The 18,895-nt window shown below is 58.7% G+C and carries 17 protein-coding genes; 2 read left to right on the top strand and 15 right to left on the bottom strand.

Annotation, left to right across the window (positions count from 1 at the left end; translation table 11 throughout):
• Positions 1-38: 38 nt before the first annotated feature.
• From DWZ15_RS02610 to DWZ15_RS02590, 5 genes are all read right to left on the bottom strand, one after another.
• Complete coding sequence (locus DWZ15_RS02610; RefSeq protein WP_118449198.1) at positions 39-1,418, bottom strand: sensor histidine kinase KdpD; 1,380 nt, start codon at positions 1,416-1,418, stop codon at positions 39-41.
• Positions 1,415-2,104, bottom strand: a complete 690-nt coding sequence (locus DWZ15_RS02605; protein ID WP_118449196.1) for a response regulator transcription factor — start codon at positions 2,102-2,104, stop codon at positions 1,415-1,417. The genes DWZ15_RS02610 and DWZ15_RS02605 overlap by 4 nt, the downstream gene beginning before the upstream one ends.
• A gap of 228 nt (positions 2,105-2,332) precedes the next feature.
• Entirely contained in the window at positions 2,333-2,911 is a 579-nt protein-coding gene (locus tag DWZ15_RS02600; protein WP_233544609.1) for a methylated-DNA--[protein]-cysteine S-methyltransferase, read from the bottom strand.
• 694 nt (positions 2,912-3,605) lie between these two features.
• The gene (locus DWZ15_RS02595) at positions 3,606-4,631 is read right to left on the bottom strand and encodes an aspartate-semialdehyde dehydrogenase (protein ID WP_118449192.1); all 1,026 of its coding nucleotides are present in this window, start codon (positions 4,629-4,631) and stop codon (positions 3,606-3,608) included.
• Positions 4,632-4,805: 174 nt separating this feature from the next.
• Positions 4,806-6,194 (bottom strand): aspartate kinase, encoded by a 1,389-nt coding sequence (locus DWZ15_RS02590; RefSeq protein WP_118449190.1) that lies wholly within the window; start codon positions 6,192-6,194, stop codon positions 4,806-4,808.
• Between the two features lie 103 nt (positions 6,195-6,297).
• Between DWZ15_RS02590 and thrC the strand changes: the two genes are divergently transcribed.
• Both thrC and thrB read left to right on the top strand, forming a co-directional pair.
• Complete coding sequence (thrC, locus tag DWZ15_RS02585) at positions 6,298-7,815, top strand: threonine synthase (RefSeq protein WP_118449188.1); 1,518 nt, start codon at positions 6,298-6,300, stop codon at positions 7,813-7,815.
• Positions 7,816-8,018: 203 nt separating this feature from the next.
• Positions 8,019-8,900: a homoserine kinase gene (gene thrB, locus DWZ15_RS02580; protein WP_006234874.1), complete on the top strand. Its 882-nt coding sequence runs from the start codon at positions 8,019-8,021 to the stop codon at positions 8,898-8,900.
• A gap of 283 nt (positions 8,901-9,183) precedes the next feature.
• Here thrB and DWZ15_RS02575 read toward each other — a convergent pair whose 3' ends face one another.
• The 10 genes from DWZ15_RS02575 to DWZ15_RS02530 form a co-directional block, all read right to left on the bottom strand.
• The gene (locus DWZ15_RS02575; protein ID WP_117806736.1) at positions 9,184-9,816 is read right to left on the bottom strand and encodes a helix-turn-helix transcriptional regulator; all 633 of its coding nucleotides are present in this window, start codon (positions 9,814-9,816) and stop codon (positions 9,184-9,186) included.
• 31 nt (positions 9,817-9,847) lie between these two features.
• Complete coding sequence (locus DWZ15_RS02570) at positions 9,848-10,531, bottom strand: DUF3990 domain-containing protein (protein WP_117648279.1); 684 nt, start codon at positions 10,529-10,531, stop codon at positions 9,848-9,850.
• Positions 10,532-10,622: 91 nt separating this feature from the next.
• Positions 10,623-11,213, bottom strand: coding sequence for a ribosome biogenesis GTP-binding protein YihA/YsxC (gene yihA / locus DWZ15_RS02565; protein ID WP_118449185.1), 591 nt, complete (start codon positions 11,211-11,213; stop codon positions 10,623-10,625).
• Between the two features lie 40 nt (positions 11,214-11,253).
• Positions 11,254-11,994, bottom strand: coding sequence for a 5'-methylthioadenosine/S-adenosylhomocysteine nucleosidase (mtnN, locus tag DWZ15_RS02560; protein WP_118449183.1), 741 nt, complete (start codon positions 11,992-11,994; stop codon positions 11,254-11,256).
• 78 nt (positions 11,995-12,072) lie between these two features.
• The gene (locus DWZ15_RS02555) at positions 12,073-12,261 is read right to left on the bottom strand and encodes a hypothetical protein (protein WP_118449181.1); all 189 of its coding nucleotides are present in this window, start codon (positions 12,259-12,261) and stop codon (positions 12,073-12,075) included.
• Positions 12,262-12,292: 31 nt separating this feature from the next.
• A complete protein-coding gene (gene pflA, locus DWZ15_RS02550) occupies positions 12,293-13,111 on the bottom strand; it encodes a pyruvate formate-lyase-activating protein (protein WP_118449179.1) in 819 nt (272 codons plus the stop codon).
• A 187-nt stretch (positions 13,112-13,298) separates the two neighbouring features.
• Positions 13,299-14,153, bottom strand: a complete 855-nt coding sequence (locus DWZ15_RS02545) for a DegV family protein (protein ID WP_118449262.1) — start codon at positions 14,151-14,153, stop codon at positions 13,299-13,301.
• Positions 14,154-14,419: 266 nt separating this feature from the next.
• The gene (locus DWZ15_RS02540) at positions 14,420-15,862 is read right to left on the bottom strand and encodes a glycoside hydrolase family 32 protein (RefSeq protein ID WP_117818104.1); all 1,443 of its coding nucleotides are present in this window, start codon (positions 15,860-15,862) and stop codon (positions 14,420-14,422) included.
• 99 nt (positions 15,863-15,961) lie between these two features.
• Positions 15,962-17,413 carry a PTS transporter subunit EIIC gene (locus DWZ15_RS02535; RefSeq protein WP_117818102.1) on the bottom strand — a complete coding sequence of 484 codons (1,452 nt, stop codon included), beginning with the start codon at positions 17,411-17,413 and terminating at the stop codon, positions 15,962-15,964.
• A 45-nt stretch (positions 17,414-17,458) separates the two neighbouring features.
• Positions 17,459-18,841 carry a family 43 glycosylhydrolase gene (locus DWZ15_RS02530; RefSeq protein WP_055252441.1) on the bottom strand — a complete coding sequence of 461 codons (1,383 nt, stop codon included), beginning with the start codon at positions 18,839-18,841 and terminating at the stop codon, positions 17,459-17,461.
• Positions 18,842-18,895: the final 54 nt, after the last annotated feature.

Below are 18,895 nucleotides of genomic sequence, written 5' to 3'. Positions count from 1 at the left end.
AAACCTGCCAAAATAAACCTGTCCCTTTTTGGCAGGTTTTAGAGGCGGACGGTGAAGGTGATCTGATGATCGTGGCCGGATACGGTGGCGGATCCGCCATGGGCTTCGGCGATGGCGCGCACGACGGACAGCCCCACGCCCGAGCCACCTGTCTTGGAGCTGCGCGACACGTCCGCACGATAGAAGCGGTCGAACAGCCGGTCCAGGTCGCCCTCGGGCAGCTCATCAACAGCATTCGATACGACAAGCTCGGCCGAGCCTTTGCCCGCACCGCGCGAAACGGCACGCAGGCTCAGCTCGATCACGCTGTCCTCGCTTGCGTAGCGTGTGGCGTTGTCCAGCAGCAGCTCAACAACCTGCGCCACTGCCGCGGCATCGGCATGGGCCCGCACACCGCTCGCGATCGACGTCGACAGCCGCTTTCCGCGCGAAACCGCCACCGATTCAAATGGCGTCGCAGCCGTGTCCACGGCCTCCGAAAGATCAATCGTCGCCATAGTAAAGCCGGCCGAACCCTCGTCCATACGCGCCAGGAACACCAGACGCTCCGTGAGCGCCGTCAGCCGCGCGACCTGCTCGTGAATGCTCTGCGTCCACTCGCTCTCGCCGCTCTCGATCTCTTGGACCTCGTTGGCGGCGTCAATCACGGCCAGCGGCGTTTTGATCTCGTGGCTTGCATCGGTAATGAAGCGCTTCTGTTTGCTATAACTCTCGACCATCGGCCGAATCACCGCACCCGAGGCGACCGTTACAATTGCCAGCACCGCCAGCCAGCCAATGCAGCTGATTGCCACACTCGCGCTCAAAAACGAATGGAAACTTGCAAGCTCGCGCGAACAGTCCACGAACACATAGGTTGTCTTGTCGCCCTGAACCGTAGCCGTATAACGGTAGTTGCCAGAAAAGCCCGAAGTCCAACCCTTGGAATATAGTCCTGCAGCGATGCGGGCGGCACGCTTGGCACCTACCGCGGCAATGCGGGCCGTGTTGACATCGGTCACCTGCCCGCCGGCAATCGACACCGTAAAGTAGCGCGTGTCGAAGGGAGACTCCGCCGTCATGCCTTCAAAATGCACATCGCGAACGGCCGCCCGGTTACCGGTAGCAACCTTGCCGGCAACCGCATCCTGACCGGGACCGGTCTTAGGCTCGTCCTCCCCATCAATGCCATCCTTGCCTGCCAGGATATAGTCCAGTCGTGCATCGGCCATCTTGCAAACATGCGAATAATTGACAATGTTGATGCCAGCGATGATGAGCGTGAGCACCACGGTCACAGCGCCCATGGCAACGAGGATGAACTTACGACGCAGGCGACGGCCCATTGCACTGGCAGCATCGGCGCGCCCCGGATTACCCGAGCCCACACCCATGCCGAGCTTCGCCGCCATGCGCTTGCACCACGTGCGCACGCTCACGCCCGTTCTCCTTCCTCGACAACCTCGAGCGAATATCCCTGGTTGCGCGACGCGCGGATGGCCAGGTCGGCACCCAGTGCCGTCAGCTTTTTGCGCAGGTACGAGATGTAGACCCACACCACATTGGCGCCTTCGGGCGCGTCTTCGCCCCAAACCTCGAGCATCAGACGTTCGGTGGGCATACGCGTGCCGGCGTTGCGCATAAAGAGCTCCATAAGCTGAAACTCACGATTGGCCAGGTGCTCCTCACCCAAGGGACCCGCAAGCGTGCACGATGCCGTGTCGAGGCGCACGTTGCCCACGCTGAGCGTCGTGGCGTCAATTGCCGTGGCGGCACGCGTCATGGCACGAATGCGAGCAAGTAGCTCCTTGGCGGCGAACGGCTTAGTCAGGTAATCGTTGGCGCCGGCGTCCAAGCCCTCGACCTTATCGGACACCTCGCTTTTGGCCGTAAGCATAATGATGGGCAGTCGCTTACCGGCGGCGCGTGTACGCTTGAGCACCTCGATGCCGTCCATCCTGGGCATCATGATGTCCAAAATTGCGGCGTCATAGTCGTTGGCAAGCAGATATTCGAGCGCCGTCAGACCGTCGAGGGCGGTGTCGACCTCGTAGTCGCTATGTTGAAGAATCGCGGTGAGGGCGCGGGAGAGGCCAGGTTCGTCCTCGGCAAGCATCAGCTTCATAGTTGTTCCTTTGGCGCACGGCTATACAGGTTTCGATACTGCCGATGATAGCGCACCGCCAGCTGCCTTAGCGCAGCCCTAGCTGCTCAACCTGCACGTTTTTAAATGCGCAGAATATGGCTTAGCCAAACTTAAGGCGCAGATGCTGAGCACTTGGACGCATGCCGACCGCGAAAGGACGGCGACTCGTTCTTTCAGGGCGTCTTGGCTATGCAAAGTGCCCGAGCGCTATTCCTCGTACGCGCCCTCAAGCCGCAGTAGCCACTCCTTACGGTCGAGGCCGCCGGCATATCCGTTGAGCGAACCATCGGCGGCAACCACGCGATGGCACGGCACAATAATCGAAACAGGGTTGCGAGCGACCGCAGCCCCCACCGCACGAGGAGACACAACGGGGTCCTCGTTTCCCGGTACACGATGTCGAGCCGCAACACGCTGGGCGATCTCGCCATACGTAGCGACCTCGCCACGCGGAATAGAAAGCAGCTCGTACCAGACTTCACGCTGAAACGCCGTGCCAATCAAATGCAACGGCGGCGTATACCGAGGCTCCTGCCCCGCAAAATAAGCATTCAGCCAAGCCCAAGAACGCTCAAGCACCGAAGAGGCCACACCATTTGCCGGACTCGCCGACGACATGCCACCGGTACCGGAAACCGCGTCGGCGCCTTCAACATGTTCGGAGTCTTCCCGGAGAAGCGTGGAACCAAAGTGCTCCTGCCCCTCAAACCAAAGCCCCGTCAGACCGCGGCCATCAGCGGCAAGCAAGATTTCGCCCAAAGGCGAAGCAAATGTCGTCGTGACCACCAGCGGCTCCTTTCAAAACTCCGCAACATAATACCGCGAATTGTGCAGACAACCCCGCAGATACGTCTGGGCGGGCTCGCAATTGCTTAAGCGAGACTGTTTTCCCTAATCAAGCGAAAAAGACGCAGGGCATCGACGCCAGAGCGGTACCCCTGTCAGCCGAGCTCTAATACTTTCCCGAGAAGTGAACGAGTAAAAACGAAGTCCCGGAGCATCCACACCTTTAGACCGCAAAACAGCAGGATTCGCGTTGCAAAACCGCAGGAAATAGCGGTCAAAATATGCCAATGCTTCGGGGGTCCAAATAAGGTCGTTCACTTCACGGGAAAAGTATTAGACCTCAATTCGCACCAAGCCCAAAGTCACCCCAGGCAGCAGGCGCGAAGCGCCGCCGCTGCCGCCACGGCCCCGCAGTAGACCCAGGCGGCAGACGCGAAGCGCCGAGGCCGCCGCCGGGACCAGGGCCCGCAACAACCACGCGCCCCCACATCAACCCAGCGGCCCCAACCAACAACGGCCCCATCGCAGACCGCTCGCAGCAGCGTCGCCGCAGGCGGGGGCCGGGCTTAGTTTTCAGAACACTCCGCAGACCAGTGTGGCGCCTTGTCCGCAGCTCCGAAGGAGCAGGACAAGGCGCCACACATGGTCGAGGACGTTCTGAAAACTAAGCCCGGCCCCCGCCGGACAGGTCAACCTACTCGCAGAGCAGCTTGGCGATCTGGACGGCGTTGGTTGCCGCGCCCTTACGGATTTGGTCGCCGCAGCACCAGAAGGTGATGCCACGCGCAGCCTCGGGGTTCGAGATGTCGCGGCGTACGCGACCGACCCAAATCAGGTCCTGGTCGGAGGTGTCCATCGGCATGGGGAAGCGATCGTGCGCATCCTCGGCGCTCATATCGTCAACCAGCTTCACGCCCGGAGCGGCAGCCAGCGCAGCACGGGCCTCCTCAACCGTAATGTCGCGCTCAAACTCGAGCGTAATGCTCTCGGAGTGCGAGCGCAGCACCGGCACGCGCACGCAGGTGCAATTCACGCGCAGCTCGGGCAGGTGCATGATCTTGCGGCCTTCGTTTTGCAACTTCATCTCTTCGGAAGTAAAGCCCTCCTCCTTGACGCCGCCAATCTGCGGAATCAGGTTGCTCGCCAGCTGGGCGGCAAAAGCGCGCGGCTCGGGAATCTCCTCGCCACGACCCAGGGCGGCCAGCTGGGCCTCAAGCTCGGCCATACCGGGAGCACCAGCGCCCGAAGCCGCCTGGTACGTCGAAACGATCATGCGCTTCACGCCGGCGAGCTGATGCAGCGGCCAGGTGGGAACCAAGCCGATGATGGTCGCGCAGTTGGGGTTGGCGATAAGGCCGTGATGCCACTTGATGTCGTCGGCGTTGATCTCGGGCACGACCAGCGGCACCTCGGGATCCAGACGGAAGGCGTGGCTGTTGTCGACCACGACGGCGCCGCGCTTGACGGCCTCGGGCAGCAGTTCCTTGGCGATATCGTCGCCGGCGGCGCCGAGCACGATGTCGCAGCCCTCAAAGGCCTCGGGGCAAGCCTCCTCAATCACAACCTGCTCGCCGCGGAACTCGACGGTCTTGCCCGCAGAGCGCGCGCTCGCTAGCAGCTTGAGCTTGCCGACCGGAAACTCCTGCTCGTTGAGGCACTCGAGCATCTGGGTGCCCACGGCTCCCGTCGCGCCCAAAATAGCAACCGTGTACTGTTTCATGCTTCCCCCTTTAAAGGCTGTGGCTTTTGCCCGCACGCCGAGCAGGCCGATTATTGTTGCCAGTGTATACAAGAACGGGGCGGATACAAAACCCGCCCCGTCGAAACGAAACCGAAACGAAACGCCCCGCCGTAGTTTTTGAGGCAAGTCCCAAAAAATCTACTGGGATAGCAGCTACTTGTGGAGCGCGGCCGGGGCGGGATCGACCGGCGCGGGAGCCTCCAGGTCCGCGACCTTCACAATGCCGTTCTCGTCGGAGAAGGCACGATAAATGGTCCGAATCGCCAGGTCGAAGTCCTTCTCCTCGACACCGATAATGATGTTGATCTCGTCACAGCTCTGCGAAATCATGCGCACGCTCACGCCGGCCTGGCCGAGCATGCCAAACAGGTGGCCCGAGATACCTGCGCGGCCGCGCAGGTTACGACCGACGGTCGCGATAAGCGCCAGGCCCTCGACAACCTCGATCTCGAGCGGCTCGACCTCCTGCTGAATGTCGCCCACGAGCGAGTACAGCGAATCGTGCACGTCCTGCTCCTGCACCACGGCGCCAAAGCGGTCGACACCGGTGGGCATGTGCTCGACGGAGACATCATAGCGCTCGAAGACCGAAAGCGCGCGGCGCATAAAGCCGACACGGGGCTTGGTGCGGTCGCGGGCAACGTTGATGGCGACAAAGCCGCGCTTGCCGGTCACGCCGGTAATGATAGGCTCCGCCTCACCCTCGTCAGCCGTCTCGCTAATGATGGTGCCGGGGTCCTGCGGCGCATTGGTGTTCTTGATGACCAGCGGAATGCCTGCCTCGCGCACGGGGAACACGGCCTCCTCGTGCAGGACGCTTGCACCCATGTACGAAAGCTCGCGCAGCTCCTCGTAGGTAACGCGCGCAATGGGCTGAGCCTCGGGAACAATACGCGGATCGGCAGAATAGAAGCCCGAAACGTCGGTCCAGTTCTCGTACAGGTCGGCACCAAGGCACTTGGCCAGAATCGAGCCGGAAATATCGCCGCCGCCACGGTCGAGCAGCTTGATCTGCCCCTCACGCGTCGCGCCGTAGAAACCGGGCATAACAAAGCCGCCCTGCTGGCCGTACTCCTGCACCAGCTCGGCGGTGCGGTTCATGCTGAGCGTACCGTCATGATGGAACGCCACGACCGTCGCGGCATCCAGGAACGGCAGGCCCAGGTACTCGGCCATCAGACGGGCGGTAAAGTACTCGCCGCGGCTCACGAGTTCCTCGGTGGAGTAGCCACCGGAACGGGCGCGCTCGGCAAAGGCCGCGAACTCCTCGCGGATGGGATAGGTGAGCTCCAGCTCGTCAGCGATATCAAAATAGCGCTGGCCAATGTCCTCGAGCAGCTCCTCGCACGACACGTGGTACTTAACGTGTGCGTTAACCAAGTAGAGCAGGTCGGTCACCTTGGTATCGCCCTTAAAGCGGCGACCGCAGGCAGAAACCACCACAAAACGGCGGGCCGGGTCGGCATCGACAATGGCCTTGATCTTCTTAAAGTGTTCGGCGTCGGCGACCGACGAGCCGCCAAACTTGGCAATCTTAATCATGGGCTTGAGGTTACCTTTCTAAAAGCCTCTGCAAACCTGTTTTGCGCGCTCTGATACCATGGTTTCACCGATTGGGACCAAGGCATCCGAGGAGCAGTGTTATATGGGAACTTATCATAGTACACGAGGAAGCACTTTATCGTGCTCAAGTAAGGTGGCAATCCGTACCGGCATCGCTCCCGACGGGGGTTTGTTTGTCTCGGACGAGCTGGGCACCCAGCAACTCGATATCAGCTCGCTTGCAGATAAATCGTACTTTGAAATCGCTCAAGATGTGTTGGGAATGTTACTGAATGATTACACGGCCGAAGAAATTTCGGCGTGTGTCGACGAGGCTTACCGCAGCACGTTTGCGAGCGAAGAGGTCACGCCGCTCGTCAAACTCGACGCCGCACCGGGCGCCGATGCCCCTCAGACCTATGTGATGGAACTCTTTGGCGGCCCCACAAGCGCCTTTAAGGACGTCGCCCTGCAGATGCTCCCCCGCCTGATGGCCCGCACCTCTGCCAAGGACGGCAGCGCCGAGCGCATCATGATCGTCACCGCCACGTCGGGCGACACGGGCAAGGCAGCACTTGCCGGCTTTGCCGACGCTCCGGGCACGGGCATCACTGTCTTTTATCCCGAGGGCAAGGTCAGCCGCGTCCAGAACCTGCAGATGTCCACGCAGGAGGGCGACAACGTCGCTGTCTGCGGCATCCGCGGCAACTTTGACGACGCCCAGAGCGCCGTCAAGCGCATCTTTGCCGATAAGGAGCTTGCCGAGCGCCTGGAGGCCGCTGGCACCGTGCTTTCGAGCGCCAACTCCATCAATGTCGGCCGTCTGGTACCGCAGGTCGTCTACTACTTTGCCGCCTATGCGCAACTGCTGCGCGCCGGCGCCATCGAGGCCGGCGACGCCGTGGAGTTCTGCGTACCGACCGGCAACTTCGGCGATATCCTGGCCGGCTACTATGCCAAGCGCATGGGCCTGCCCGTCGCCAAGCTCATCGTCGCGAGCGACAAGAACAACGTGCTGGCTGACTTCCTGACCACCGGTGTCTACGACCGCAACCGTCCGTTCTACACGACCATCTCGCCGTCGATGGACATCCTCATCAGCTCCAACCTGGAGCGCATGCTCTACTTCCTGTCCGACGGCGACTGTGAGCTCGTTGCCGGCCTTATGGAGCAGCTTGCCCAGACCGGCCGCTACGAGGTACCCGCCGAACTGCTGGCAAAGATTCAGAGCGTCTTTGGCTGCGGTTGGGCCAGCGAGGACGAGGTCCGCGCTGCCATCAAGAGCTGCTGGGACGCGAACGGCTACGTGATCGACCCGCACACCGCTTGCGGCTACCACGTCTTTGAGCAGGTCGCTTCCGCCGAGGGCGCCAAGGCCCGCGTGCTGCTTTCGACCGCCAGCCCCTACAAGTTCCCACGCGCCTGCTGCGACGCCCTGGGGCTCGACGTTCCCGAGGATGATTTTGAGGCTATGCGTGTGCTCGAGCAGGCCACCAACACGGTCGCCCCGACCCAGCTCGCCGAACTCGAATCCAAACCCGTCCGTTTCGAAGACGTCTGCGACGTCGATGAGATGGCAAGCTACGTCGAGTCTGCAGCAAAACGAATGAGCACCAACTAGATTCCTTATTAAGCGCCGGCGAAAGCCGGCGCACCTTCTTTTATCAGATAATCCCCGGGATGATGACGAACGCGCACAGCGTGCCTGGCTGTTTAGTTCGTCGCGAGTTCCGCACGCAAAGGAAAGCACTTAATGTGCTTTCCGTCTTGCGCAGGACTGCCCGAGCAGCGAACTAAACAGCCAGGCACGCCAGGAGGACTCACATGATCAAAATCACCGTCCCAGCAACGAGCGCCAACCTAGGCATCGGCTACGACACCCTCGGCATGGCCGTCAGCCTCTACTCGCACTTCACCTTCGAGCGCGCCGACAAGCTCACCATCACGGGCTGCCCCGAGGAGTTTCAAAACGAGAACAACCTAGTCTACGTGAGCTTTGTCGACGCACTGGCCGCATGGGGCGAGCCGGCCTTCCCCGTCGCCATCGACATTCAGACTGACGTTCCCGTCGCCCGCGGCCTGGGCTCCAGCTCAACCTGCGTCGTCGCCGGCATTATGGCCGCCGCCGCGCTGACAGGCCACACCGTCGACCGCGCCGAGCTCGTCCGCATTGCCACCGAGGTCGAGGGCCATCCCGATAACGTCGCCCCCGCCATCCTGGGCGGCGCCGTCTGCTCCTTTACTCCGACCGATTCGCTCCCCCAGTGCCTGCGCTACGAGGTGAGCGATCGCTTGCGTTTTATTACCGTGATTCCGCCCTACGAGGTACATACGAGCGAGGCGCGCAAGGTTGTGCCGCAGGAGATTCCACTCTCCACCGCCGTATGGCAAATGGGCCGCATCGCCGGCATGACGCGCGGCCTGGAGACCGGCGACCTGGATCTGATTGCCGCCGCCAACGACGACCGCATCCAAGAGCCGTATCGCCGTCGCCTCATCCCCGACTACAACGCCGTGCGCGACACCTGCCTTAACGGCGGCGCTAAGACCATCTGGATCAGTGGTTCGGGCTCGACCCTCATGGCCGTGACTGACGACACCATCGTGGCAAAGTTCCTACAGGTCAAACTGCGTGAACAGTTCCCCAAGTGTGACACGCACATTCTGACGTGCGACACGGAAGGCGCCCAGATCGAATACCTGTAGTCGCCGTACCTTATACCCGCCGGGGAGGCCAGGGGCTTTGCCCCCAAATCGTCCTCGGACATGGCAGGACCCCCGCTGCGCACTTCGTGCGGCGGGGGTCCTGTCGTCCTGCGGAAAGATTTGGGGGGCAAAGCCCCTGGCCTCCCCTATGTTAACTTCGCTGGCGGCGGCTACAGGGACCTACGCTCTGGAAAGTCGCCGGGCTGATAGTTGCTTTTTATTGGTAGGGGCTCTTGCTAGGCTGGAGCACTTCCTAGAGGCGGGCATCGGCTGTGTGCTTGGTTTAGGCGGCGCTGGTTTCTTTGTATTCGAAGACTGGTTCTAGGAGATCTTCGATGTTGCAGTGGAGGGCTTTTGCTATGGCTCTTACGCCTGTTACCGAAGCTTCATTGATGTTTCTCTGGCGCTGCTCGTACATTTGGATTGAGCGGAGTGATACGCCCGATTCGTATGCCAGGTCTTGTTGGGTTTTCTTGAGCCGCTTTCTTGCTAGCGCCAGTTTGGTTTGACGAGGTGTTTTCTTCGCCATGTCGCAAATAAGACGCGTCACACGTTCCTCCGAGGCTTCGTGCCAGGGATGATACAGGTTATGCAGCACATCAAACGGAGCGACATGCAGCAGGTCTTCAAAAGACTCTCCCAGGCGCCACTGCAGATACGCCAATATCCAGCCCGTCCAGTATTCCGGTGTTTTCTCAAATCGATAGGTGCGGTCCGGCATAGACCTGGCTTCATAGCCCGACCTTTCGGCGATCAGTGCGAACAGCTCAACGCCCGATTTTCCCGATACGACCCATGCGTTGCCACGCTCAAACTCGCGGGCAACCCCGCTCAGACAAAAGAGTTCAGCAACTTCAGATCCTTCTGCTCCATAGTCATTGACGGCATAGTCAAAGCAGTCACCGAGGTTGTTCATTGCATCCTCGAGGTAGTAGACGGGGTATGTCCTACTCGGCCCACAATCCGTTAACTCTTGGATCATTTAAATCAACCCTCCCTGCCATTAAATCCCTAATGTCGATACCTTCGGAATCGAACCCGTTAACCGTATCCAAGTATTTGCGTCGAGCATTCTGCTCACGCTCAAAACGCTTGGGATAAAACTCAGACCCCGAAGCCTGCTTCCAATCGCAGAATCTAATCACCGAAAAAGCGCGCTCGCTCATAAGAGCATATTGAATACCCAAATCACCCAAGCGCATGATACGTTGCAGCTGTCTGAGCGATATCATGCCGCTGACAAACTGTCTTGCAAACGAAAAATAGGAGTCGTCAGCGCGATAGCCCCGAATAACGTCATATGAAGAAATATCAATCAGGCAGTTATCAAGTAGAAATCGTAGCCCTTCGCGCGCCAATGGCGTCGAGACATTGAACTCTCTGTTATTCGCCAGAATTGCAAGCCAGTTGAGAATCGAGAACTCACCTGATTCCAAATCCAAAATCGCAAGACCATCTAAATCAAGCTCATATCGATTCGCAATGCCATCAGACTCGGTCCGACATGCCCATTCCATCGCCATTTCCTCATGTGGCGTGCAATAAAACCCACGCCCATAGTCGTTGAACTGTCTACATCTATCCAGCGATGGATGTTCGACAACAACCTCCGACCCGTGCCATAGCTCCATAGCGACCTCCAAAAAATATCACCTCAGTGATAGTTTACCAATAACTATCACTGAGGTGATATAGATAGGAGCTTTGGGGGGGTTAACCTGATTAGAGGCAAGCCTCAGCGATGCGGCGCTTGAGCTCGTCGATGCCCACACCGGTCTGGGAGCTTGTGATGATTACGTTCTCGGCCGGGACATTGAGCTGCTTTTTGATGGCTGCTGCCTGGCGGGCCTGCTGGGTGCGGCTGAGCTTGTCGGCTTTGGTGAGGCAGACGATAAAGTTGAACTCGTTGCCCTGTAGGTAGTCGATCATGTCGTGGTCGAGCTTGCTGGGGTCGTGACGAATGTCAACCAGCGATACGACCAGGTTAAAGCTGCGCTCGGAGTCAAAGAAGTCGCCAATAAGCTCGGCCCAGCGATCGCGCTCGGCCTTGGAACGACGGGCGAAACCATAGCCCGGCAGGTCGACGAAGTGCACTTCGTCAGCCTCAAAGAAGTTGATGTTGCTCGTCTTGCCCGGCGTACTCGAAACCTTGACCAGGTTCTTGCGGCCGAAGAGCTTGTTCATGATGGAGGACTTGCCCACGTTGGAGCGGCCCACAAAGCTCACCTCGGGACAGGTAGACTCGGGAATCTGCGAAACCTTGCCGTAGCTGGCGACGAACTTGGCAAGCTGATAGTTAATGGAATCGGCCATGGACACTCCTTGGTCGTAGGTTCTTACAAAATGGGGCGCACTATTGCGCAGAGGCAATGCGTCGGACGATATCGAGCGTAATGTCACTTGCATCACGCGCGTACTCGAACAGATCGAACTCGCGGTCACAAATCGCATCGTACGCCTCGTCACAATTATCGCTGATAGCGCGCAACACCAGGCAATCGACACCATTTTTGGTTGCGACATGGGCAATTGCCGCGCCCTCCATGCCGACACAATCGGCATGCGTCGCCTCGATAGCGTCATTGCGCATGGCGGCGCCCGTCACAAAGCGGTTACCCGTGGCAATCGTGCCGACCAGAAATTGTTTGGCTCCCTCGTTCGAAGCGGCTGCATTTGTCGAAGCATCAACAAACCCACGCTCAGCAAGCACGTCGACGGCAATATCGACCAGCGCGGGTGTCGAGCCAAACTCCTCGAGCCCCGGTGCGGACTCGGCGATAAGCGCGGTATCGGTATCCAGATAGCGTAGGCGTTTGCCAATGACCACGTCGTCGATATGGAGCTTGGGGTTCAAACCGCCCGCAATGCCCGAAAACACAACGGCCTGCGGAGCATACTTGCTAATGAGGTGCTGTGTTGCAGCAGCGGCGTTCACCGTGCCCATGCCCGCCGTTGTGGCGACAACTGTCAGACCGTCGAGCTCACCGCTCACAACGGTCAAGCCTGCCTCCCGCGCCTCGCAAACGTCGCTCAGCTCTTCCTTAATCTGCATGATCTCTTTTTCGAGCGCACCGATAATCGCGATGGTAGCCATACCATTCCCCAAACCTATACGAAATTCTCAACCACGGTATGGTATCAGCATTTTGTTTGACCTCGCCAAACGAACACGCTAAGCCAGTGCAGCTCGCGTATCAAACAGAGCCTTTGCAATCGCGGCCGTAACCTCGCTCGAGCGGTCGCTCCACGGCATCGATGTCATGACGCTCATGACATAGGTACGGCCATCGATGTCGATAAGGCCCGCATCGCATGTCGAATAGTAACCATCCTCGCTAATCCAGCCTGCCTTGTTGCACATCTTAAAGGGTAGTCAATTTGGGACGGGCTTGTTAGCCAATGGCCGACCTGAGCTCCGCACGGCGCTTTTTCATGCCGGCCATGACGGCGTTGCGCAGCTCGGGCATGCGCGCGGTATCCATCTGGGGCACGCCCTCGAGCTTATAGGGAATCCCCAGTTGCTCGTACTTGACGACACCCATCGTGTGATACGGCAGCATTTCCAGGCCCACCACGTTGTGCCATGGAGCGATCAGGCGACCGAGCTTCTCGCATTCCTCCGCCGTGTCGGTAATGCCCGGCACCACCACGTGGCGAATAACAACCTTAATCTTGCGACGGGCAAGCTCATCGCCAAACGCCAGGATGCGCGCAGGATCGCAACCGGTCAGCTTTTTATGCTCAACCGGATCGGCATGCTTGATGTCGAGCAGCACCATATCGGTCTCGTTGAGAACAGCATCGAACTTCTCCGGATGCTTGGGATCAAATGCATAGCCACAGCTGTCTAGGCAGGTGTGTACGCGGCCATCGGGGTTGTTGTGCATCACGCGGAACAGGTCGGCCAAAAACTCGGACTGCAGGAGCGGTTCGCCGCCCGAAACGGTAATGCCGCCGCTACGGTAGAACTCATGGTTGCTCTGGAACTCGTCCATGAGATGCTCGACGGTCACCATCGTGCCGCCGTTAACAGACCAGGTATCGGGATTGTGGCAATACGCGCAGCGCATGGGACAGCCCTGAACAAACACCACAAAGCGGATGCCGGGTCCGTCGACCGTTCCCATCGTCTCGATCGAATGCACGCGACCCAGGGCATACGCAGAGTCCTCGGGATGAGCATCCACACCCTCAAGCGTCATCTCAGCCATTCCCGCAACCTTGCCTCTCTTTGGTTTTTGTCAATTAAAATGCCAGAGCCATTCTAGCCCATACGCCTGATGGCGAAACGGTTTAGCGGTCAATTAGGTCGTCCTATTTGACTCCACGCAAAAGCGGCGGGAAGGTTGTCACAACCCGCCCGCCGCCGAAGCAATAGAAATCGATAGACGCCAGGCCCTACGCCTTAAGCGTAAGCACCGCGCCGAAGGCGGTCGGGCCGCAATGGCTCGAGATGACGCCGCCAACCTGCGTCCAGGTAACGTCCTCAAAGCCCAGGTCGTGCGCATAGACTTCCATGTCGTCGCGCAGCTCCTGGGAAAGGCCCACCGAATACGCCAAGCCAATGTGCGAGTAATCAATATCGCCCTTGGCAACCATGTGGTCAATAAAGGCACGGGCGCATTTGAGCATGGAGCCGCGGAACTTCTTGGTCGCCACGAACTTGCCACCCGTCACCTCAATGCAGGGCTTAATCTTGAGCAGATGAGCGCCTAGGAACGCGGCGTTAGACAAGCGACCGCCCGCCTTAAGGAAGGCAAGGTCGGTAGGAACAAAGCCCAGCAGCACGCGGTCCATGACGGAGTTCGTAAAAGCAAAAATCTCATCGACGGTGGCATCGGGGTGAGCCTCGATGTATTTGGCGGTCTCGACGGCAACGAGCGACTGGCCAACCGAAACAAAACGCGTGTCCATAGAGAAGACGTAGTCGCGGCCCTTAGCTGCAATCTTGGAGGACTGATGCGAGCAGGTCGTGGCCTCGGAATATGCGAGATGCAAAATGGTCGCGTCGGGCTGCTCGGCATGGATGCGGTCGTACACATGCGCAAAATCCGCCGGCGAGCAACCGCTGGTCTTGGGCATCACGCCAAACTCGTTGCAGCGCGAATAAATCTCAAGCGGATCGATCGAGCCGTCCTCGACGGTCTCGTCACCAATCGTGACATGCATGGGCACACGCACGATGCCATAGCGTTCGCAGAGCTCCGGTGTCACATCCGAACCAGACTCAACCACGATTACGTACTTGCCCATTATCATCACGACCCATCTCGACGTTGGTTATTTATTACGCGCGCACGCCCGTCGCCCAATTGAACAACGACTCCCAAGCACCAGAGAGACGCCGCCCTTCGCCACAACAAAGGACAGCGTCTCCCTGAAATACTCCGTGCTTGCATGAGATTCTACACGGTTTGGTAATGAGTGTTACTTACTCCGCAAACGGTAGCTATATGCGATAAACGGTAGCCACCAAGAAAGCCTGTGTATCCAAAACGCCATGGTCACTCACAATGCGGCTAGCGAGCCAGACGGTAAAACTCCATCGAGGCGTCGCCCTCGGCGCGCAACTGCATCGCCGGCGCCGCAGACGAATAGGTGCGGCTCGTAAGCGCAACCTCGCCGTCGTTGACAAATACCTCGAGCATCGTGGCATCCGAAAGGACTCGCAGGCAGTAAAGCTCGTCGAGCTCAACCGACCTCTTGTCGCGTCCATAGCCCTCATCGCCCATATCAAGTGTGAGCATTCCGTTGGCAAAGCACACGACAACGCCCTCACGAACTTCCAGCTCAATGGACTTCGTCCCCCGGCACGACACGACGGCATCAAACAGTCGACCAGGAGAGCCGACGGTCTCTCCGGCGGTCACCGAAACACGCTCCTTGCGCAGTTGCTCAACCTCGCGCGCGGGCCACTGACAGAGCTTACCGTCGCGCATATTCAGCACCCTCGGCACGGTAAGCGCGCACTGCCATCCGCGTTCCACCGTCGGGTTTTGAGCCGTTGCATCGGGGCAGCCGGCCCAACCGATCATAATCCGTCGACCGTCGGCATCTGCAAATGATTGAGGGGCATAGAAGTCAAGACCCGCATCGACCATCGGGGGCATACCCTGCCCGGCGATTTTAAAGCTAGGCGCCTCCCAATCGGCCTCAATACGAAACCACACGCACTGATGCGGGTTTTGGTAACGCCAACCATCGGCGGGCACGCCCTGCGGACAGCAAACGAGAATAAGCTCGCCATCAAGCTCAAACAGATCGGGGCACTCCCACATAAAACCGAACTTCTCGCCGAGCTCAATACGCGTCGCATATTTCCAGCACTCAAGATCGTGCGAGGTATAGACGAGCACGCAACCGCGGTCGTCTTTCGTACGAGCACCAAGAACCATATAGTAGATACCGTCGTGCTCCAGGATCTTGGGGTCGCGCACGTGCGTACTAATATCGTCGGGGTAATCGACCGGACCAACAGCTATGTGCTTCTCCCCCAATTTATCGGGGTTCTCGGTAACCATGTGAATCTGATTTTGGTCGCGCCCTGTCAGCACATAGTCATAATCATCGCGGTCAAAATGCTTGACGTTACCGGTATAGAAGTAGTGAATCTTGCCGTCGTGCATAAATGCAGACCCCGAATACGCACCGCTCGAGTCTAGATCTGAATCGGGGAATAGCGCGGGACCGCGGTTCTCGTACGTCACAAAGTCCTTCGTCGTCAGATGATTCCACAGCACCGGTCCGCCGTGCGCGGCATCAAACGGATCGTATTGGTGATAGATGTGGTATGTATCACCAACCTGCACCAAACCGTTGGGATCATTGAGCCAGCCAAGCTCGGGCTCCGCATGGAACAGAAGTCTATCGGAGTCAGCCGCGATGCGAGCCGCAGTCTCATCCTGCCCGGCACGCCACAGCTCGTAGTCCGAGCGCGTCACCTTATGTTTTTGATCGAACATTCAATCGTCCTTCTTGTAGAGGAGAAGGACGCCCGGCCCATGCGAGCCAAACGCCCTTCTCCAACAGGTCGACCCGTACATTACCTTGACGGATCTGGATTAGAAGCTGACATCAAAGCCGGCGCCTGCACCCTCTTCATCGGTGGTCGGAACGCCCTTTGCCTTGTTGTAGGCAAAGATCAGGATGATCGGGACGAAGAAAGCGATCAGATTGCCAGCCACATACCACACGAGGGTCTCGGGCGTGACGATGAGCAGGCCAAGTACGCCGGTCAGACCCTGGCCGATAGCGCGCACCTCAAAGAGCTTCACGAAGGCACCGCCGCAGCCGGCACCGATGCAAGCGCAGATGAACGGAATGATCGAGTAGCGCATGTTTGCAGCAAAGATAGCGGGCTCGGAGATTCCGACCAGCGTCGGGATAAAGGACGACATGCAGATGTTGCGCTCTTTGGAATGCTTCTTGTGAATGAGATACATGCCGATGGCGCCGCCGCCCTGGGCGATGATGGAAACGGACCAGATGGCCTGGATGTAGTTGAAGCCGGTCGTGGCAACGAGATTAGCCTCGATACCCTGAATGAACTGGTGCGTACCGGTAACGACGAGCGGCTGCAGGAACGCGGCAAAGACGAAGGCACCAAAGACGCCCATCCTGTTGTACAGGACATCGATTACGCCGGCAAGGACGTCGCCAATCAGGTTGCCGAGCGGGCCGAACACGGTGAACAGGGCGACGTTGGCAAGAATCAGGGTAACGGTCGGGACAAAGACGAACGAGACGACCTCGGGGATGTACTTCTGGGCAATCTTCTCGACCTTGGCCATGAACCAGGCGGTCAGGATTGCGGGGAACACGCCGCCCTGGAAAGCAACCATGGGAATGGAGAGCGGACCAAAGTTCCAATACTCAGCACCCGTCGGGTCCATAACGAACGCGTTGCGGTTCATAAGGCTCGGATGAACCATGACGATGCCGACGAGGATACCTAGGATCGGGTTGCCGCCAAAACGCTTGACCGCGCTGTACATCACCAGGACAGGCAGGTAATCGAAGGTGGTAGCGATAATGGCAAAGAAGCTTGCGAGGTTCTTGAGGAACTCGCTGTGGTCGGCAAGGCTGCCCTCCATGCCAAAGAGGCCGTTGGCAACGATCAGCGACTTAAGGCCGATGATGATAGCAGCGCCGACGAAAGCGGGAATGATGGGGATAAAGATGTCCGAGAATACCTTGAGGACCGAGAAGAACTTGCCCTTCTTGTCCGCCTCGGCGCCCTTGACCTCGGAAGCACTGATCTCCTTAACGCCCGTCAGAGCCATAAACTCATCATAGACCTTGTTTACGGTACCGGTACCGAAGATGATCATGAGCTGGCCGCTGTTGTACAGCACGCCCTTGACGCCATCGATGTTCTCGAGCTCGGCCTTGTTGTACTTGCTCGTATCCTTGAGCACCAGACGCAGACGCGTAACGCAATGCGTGGCACCCTCGATGTTATCCAGACCGCCGACGTTATCGACGACTTGCTGAGACACTACTTTGTAGTCCATGTTCCTCTCCATTCCCTTACGAAATCATAAGACGTTTTGTGGCCATTACAGAGATGCGATCGTTGCATTTGCGCACTTGACCGTACCGTCGGTGACCGTCAGCGCCACACCCTGGCCCTGCTTATTGCAGAAGCGAGCGTTAAGCGCAACATCATCGACAAAGATGGTCGCGATATCGTCGTCAACGACCAGGCGCACATGATGAGTGCCCTCGCCCTTAAAGAACAACGGACGCTCGAGGCCCATGTTGTTGACCTGGAACCACGGATACTGGGGGGCCGCCGTAAACTCGAGCTTGCCCTCACGCAGGTTGGCGCGGAACTCATAGGCAAGACCAGACTCGGCGTCCTCGGCGAGCTTCACCGAGAAGCCGGCAGCGTCACCGGCGAGCTCGATGTCGGCGTCGAGCATATAGGTGGAACCGGCATCCGCAGCGAGCACCTGCTCGACCTTGCCCGACTCGCAGGAAAGCTCAAAGGCCTCGACTGCCTTAGCCTCGCCAAAGGCGCCAAGCATGCTGTCGGGGAGTTTGGTGCCAAGCGTTCCGTCGGCACGCTGAACGATCTCGAGGGGCATAAAGGTGCCACCCCACAGGTAAGAGCTGGGGTCGCCGCCCTCGTCACGCGTAGGAACCCAACCAAAGAGAACGCGGCGCTCGCCATCAAATGCGGTACGTGCGGCATAGTACGCGCGGCCATCGAAGGAATCGTCCGCAGGAGTAATCCAGGGACCGTTGATAGAGCGAGACATGCGGTAACGGGTCTTGTTGCCATCGCTGTACTCAGAGAACACCAGATACCACCAGTCGCCCATCTTAAAGAGATCAGGCATCTCAAACATGGTGTACAGGCCCGGATTCCACCAGTCGCCCTGGAACTCCCAGGTATCCAGGTCCTTGGAGGTGAACTTGACCAGACGACCGGTCATCAGACGCTTGTCCTCGCCCACACGCGTGCCGAGGATGAGCATGTACTCTTCGTTCTCCTCATCCCAAAGCACAAAGGGATCGCGCCAGTTGCGGTCATCGTAACCCTCCTGGGGCGGAAGCAGCGTCTCGGCGATGTTCTTCTCCCACTTGACGGCGTCGTCACTCGTTGCGTGAAGAAGAACCTGCTTCATCAAACGTGCGCGGACCTTATCGCGATTGCAACCAGTGTAGAGCGCATGGTACTTGTCGCCCACCTTAAACACCGTGCCGGCATAAACATACTGGTCGACTTCCTCGTCGCCGCCACGCTCAAGGCTCTCGCCAAAGTCTTTGTAATTGACGAAGTCCTTGGTCGTAGCGAGCGCCCAGCCAAACGGCTCTCCGAAAGGTCCGGGGTTACGCGTGTCACGCTGGTGATAGAGATAGAACGTGCCGTCCTCGCCGTACGGCATGATGTCGCCTACCCAAATTCCCTCAGGCTGGTAATACACCTTGTGCATCCGAGACTTCCTTTCCCGCAAGATACTAACTCGGTACAACTGCAAGATATGTCA

The organism is Collinsella sp. AF29-7AC (genome assembly GCF_003475665.1).
Classification (GTDB): domain Bacteria; phylum Actinomycetota; class Coriobacteriia; order Coriobacteriales; family Coriobacteriaceae; genus Collinsella.
This window is presented reverse-complemented; position numbering and strand designations above follow the sequence as displayed.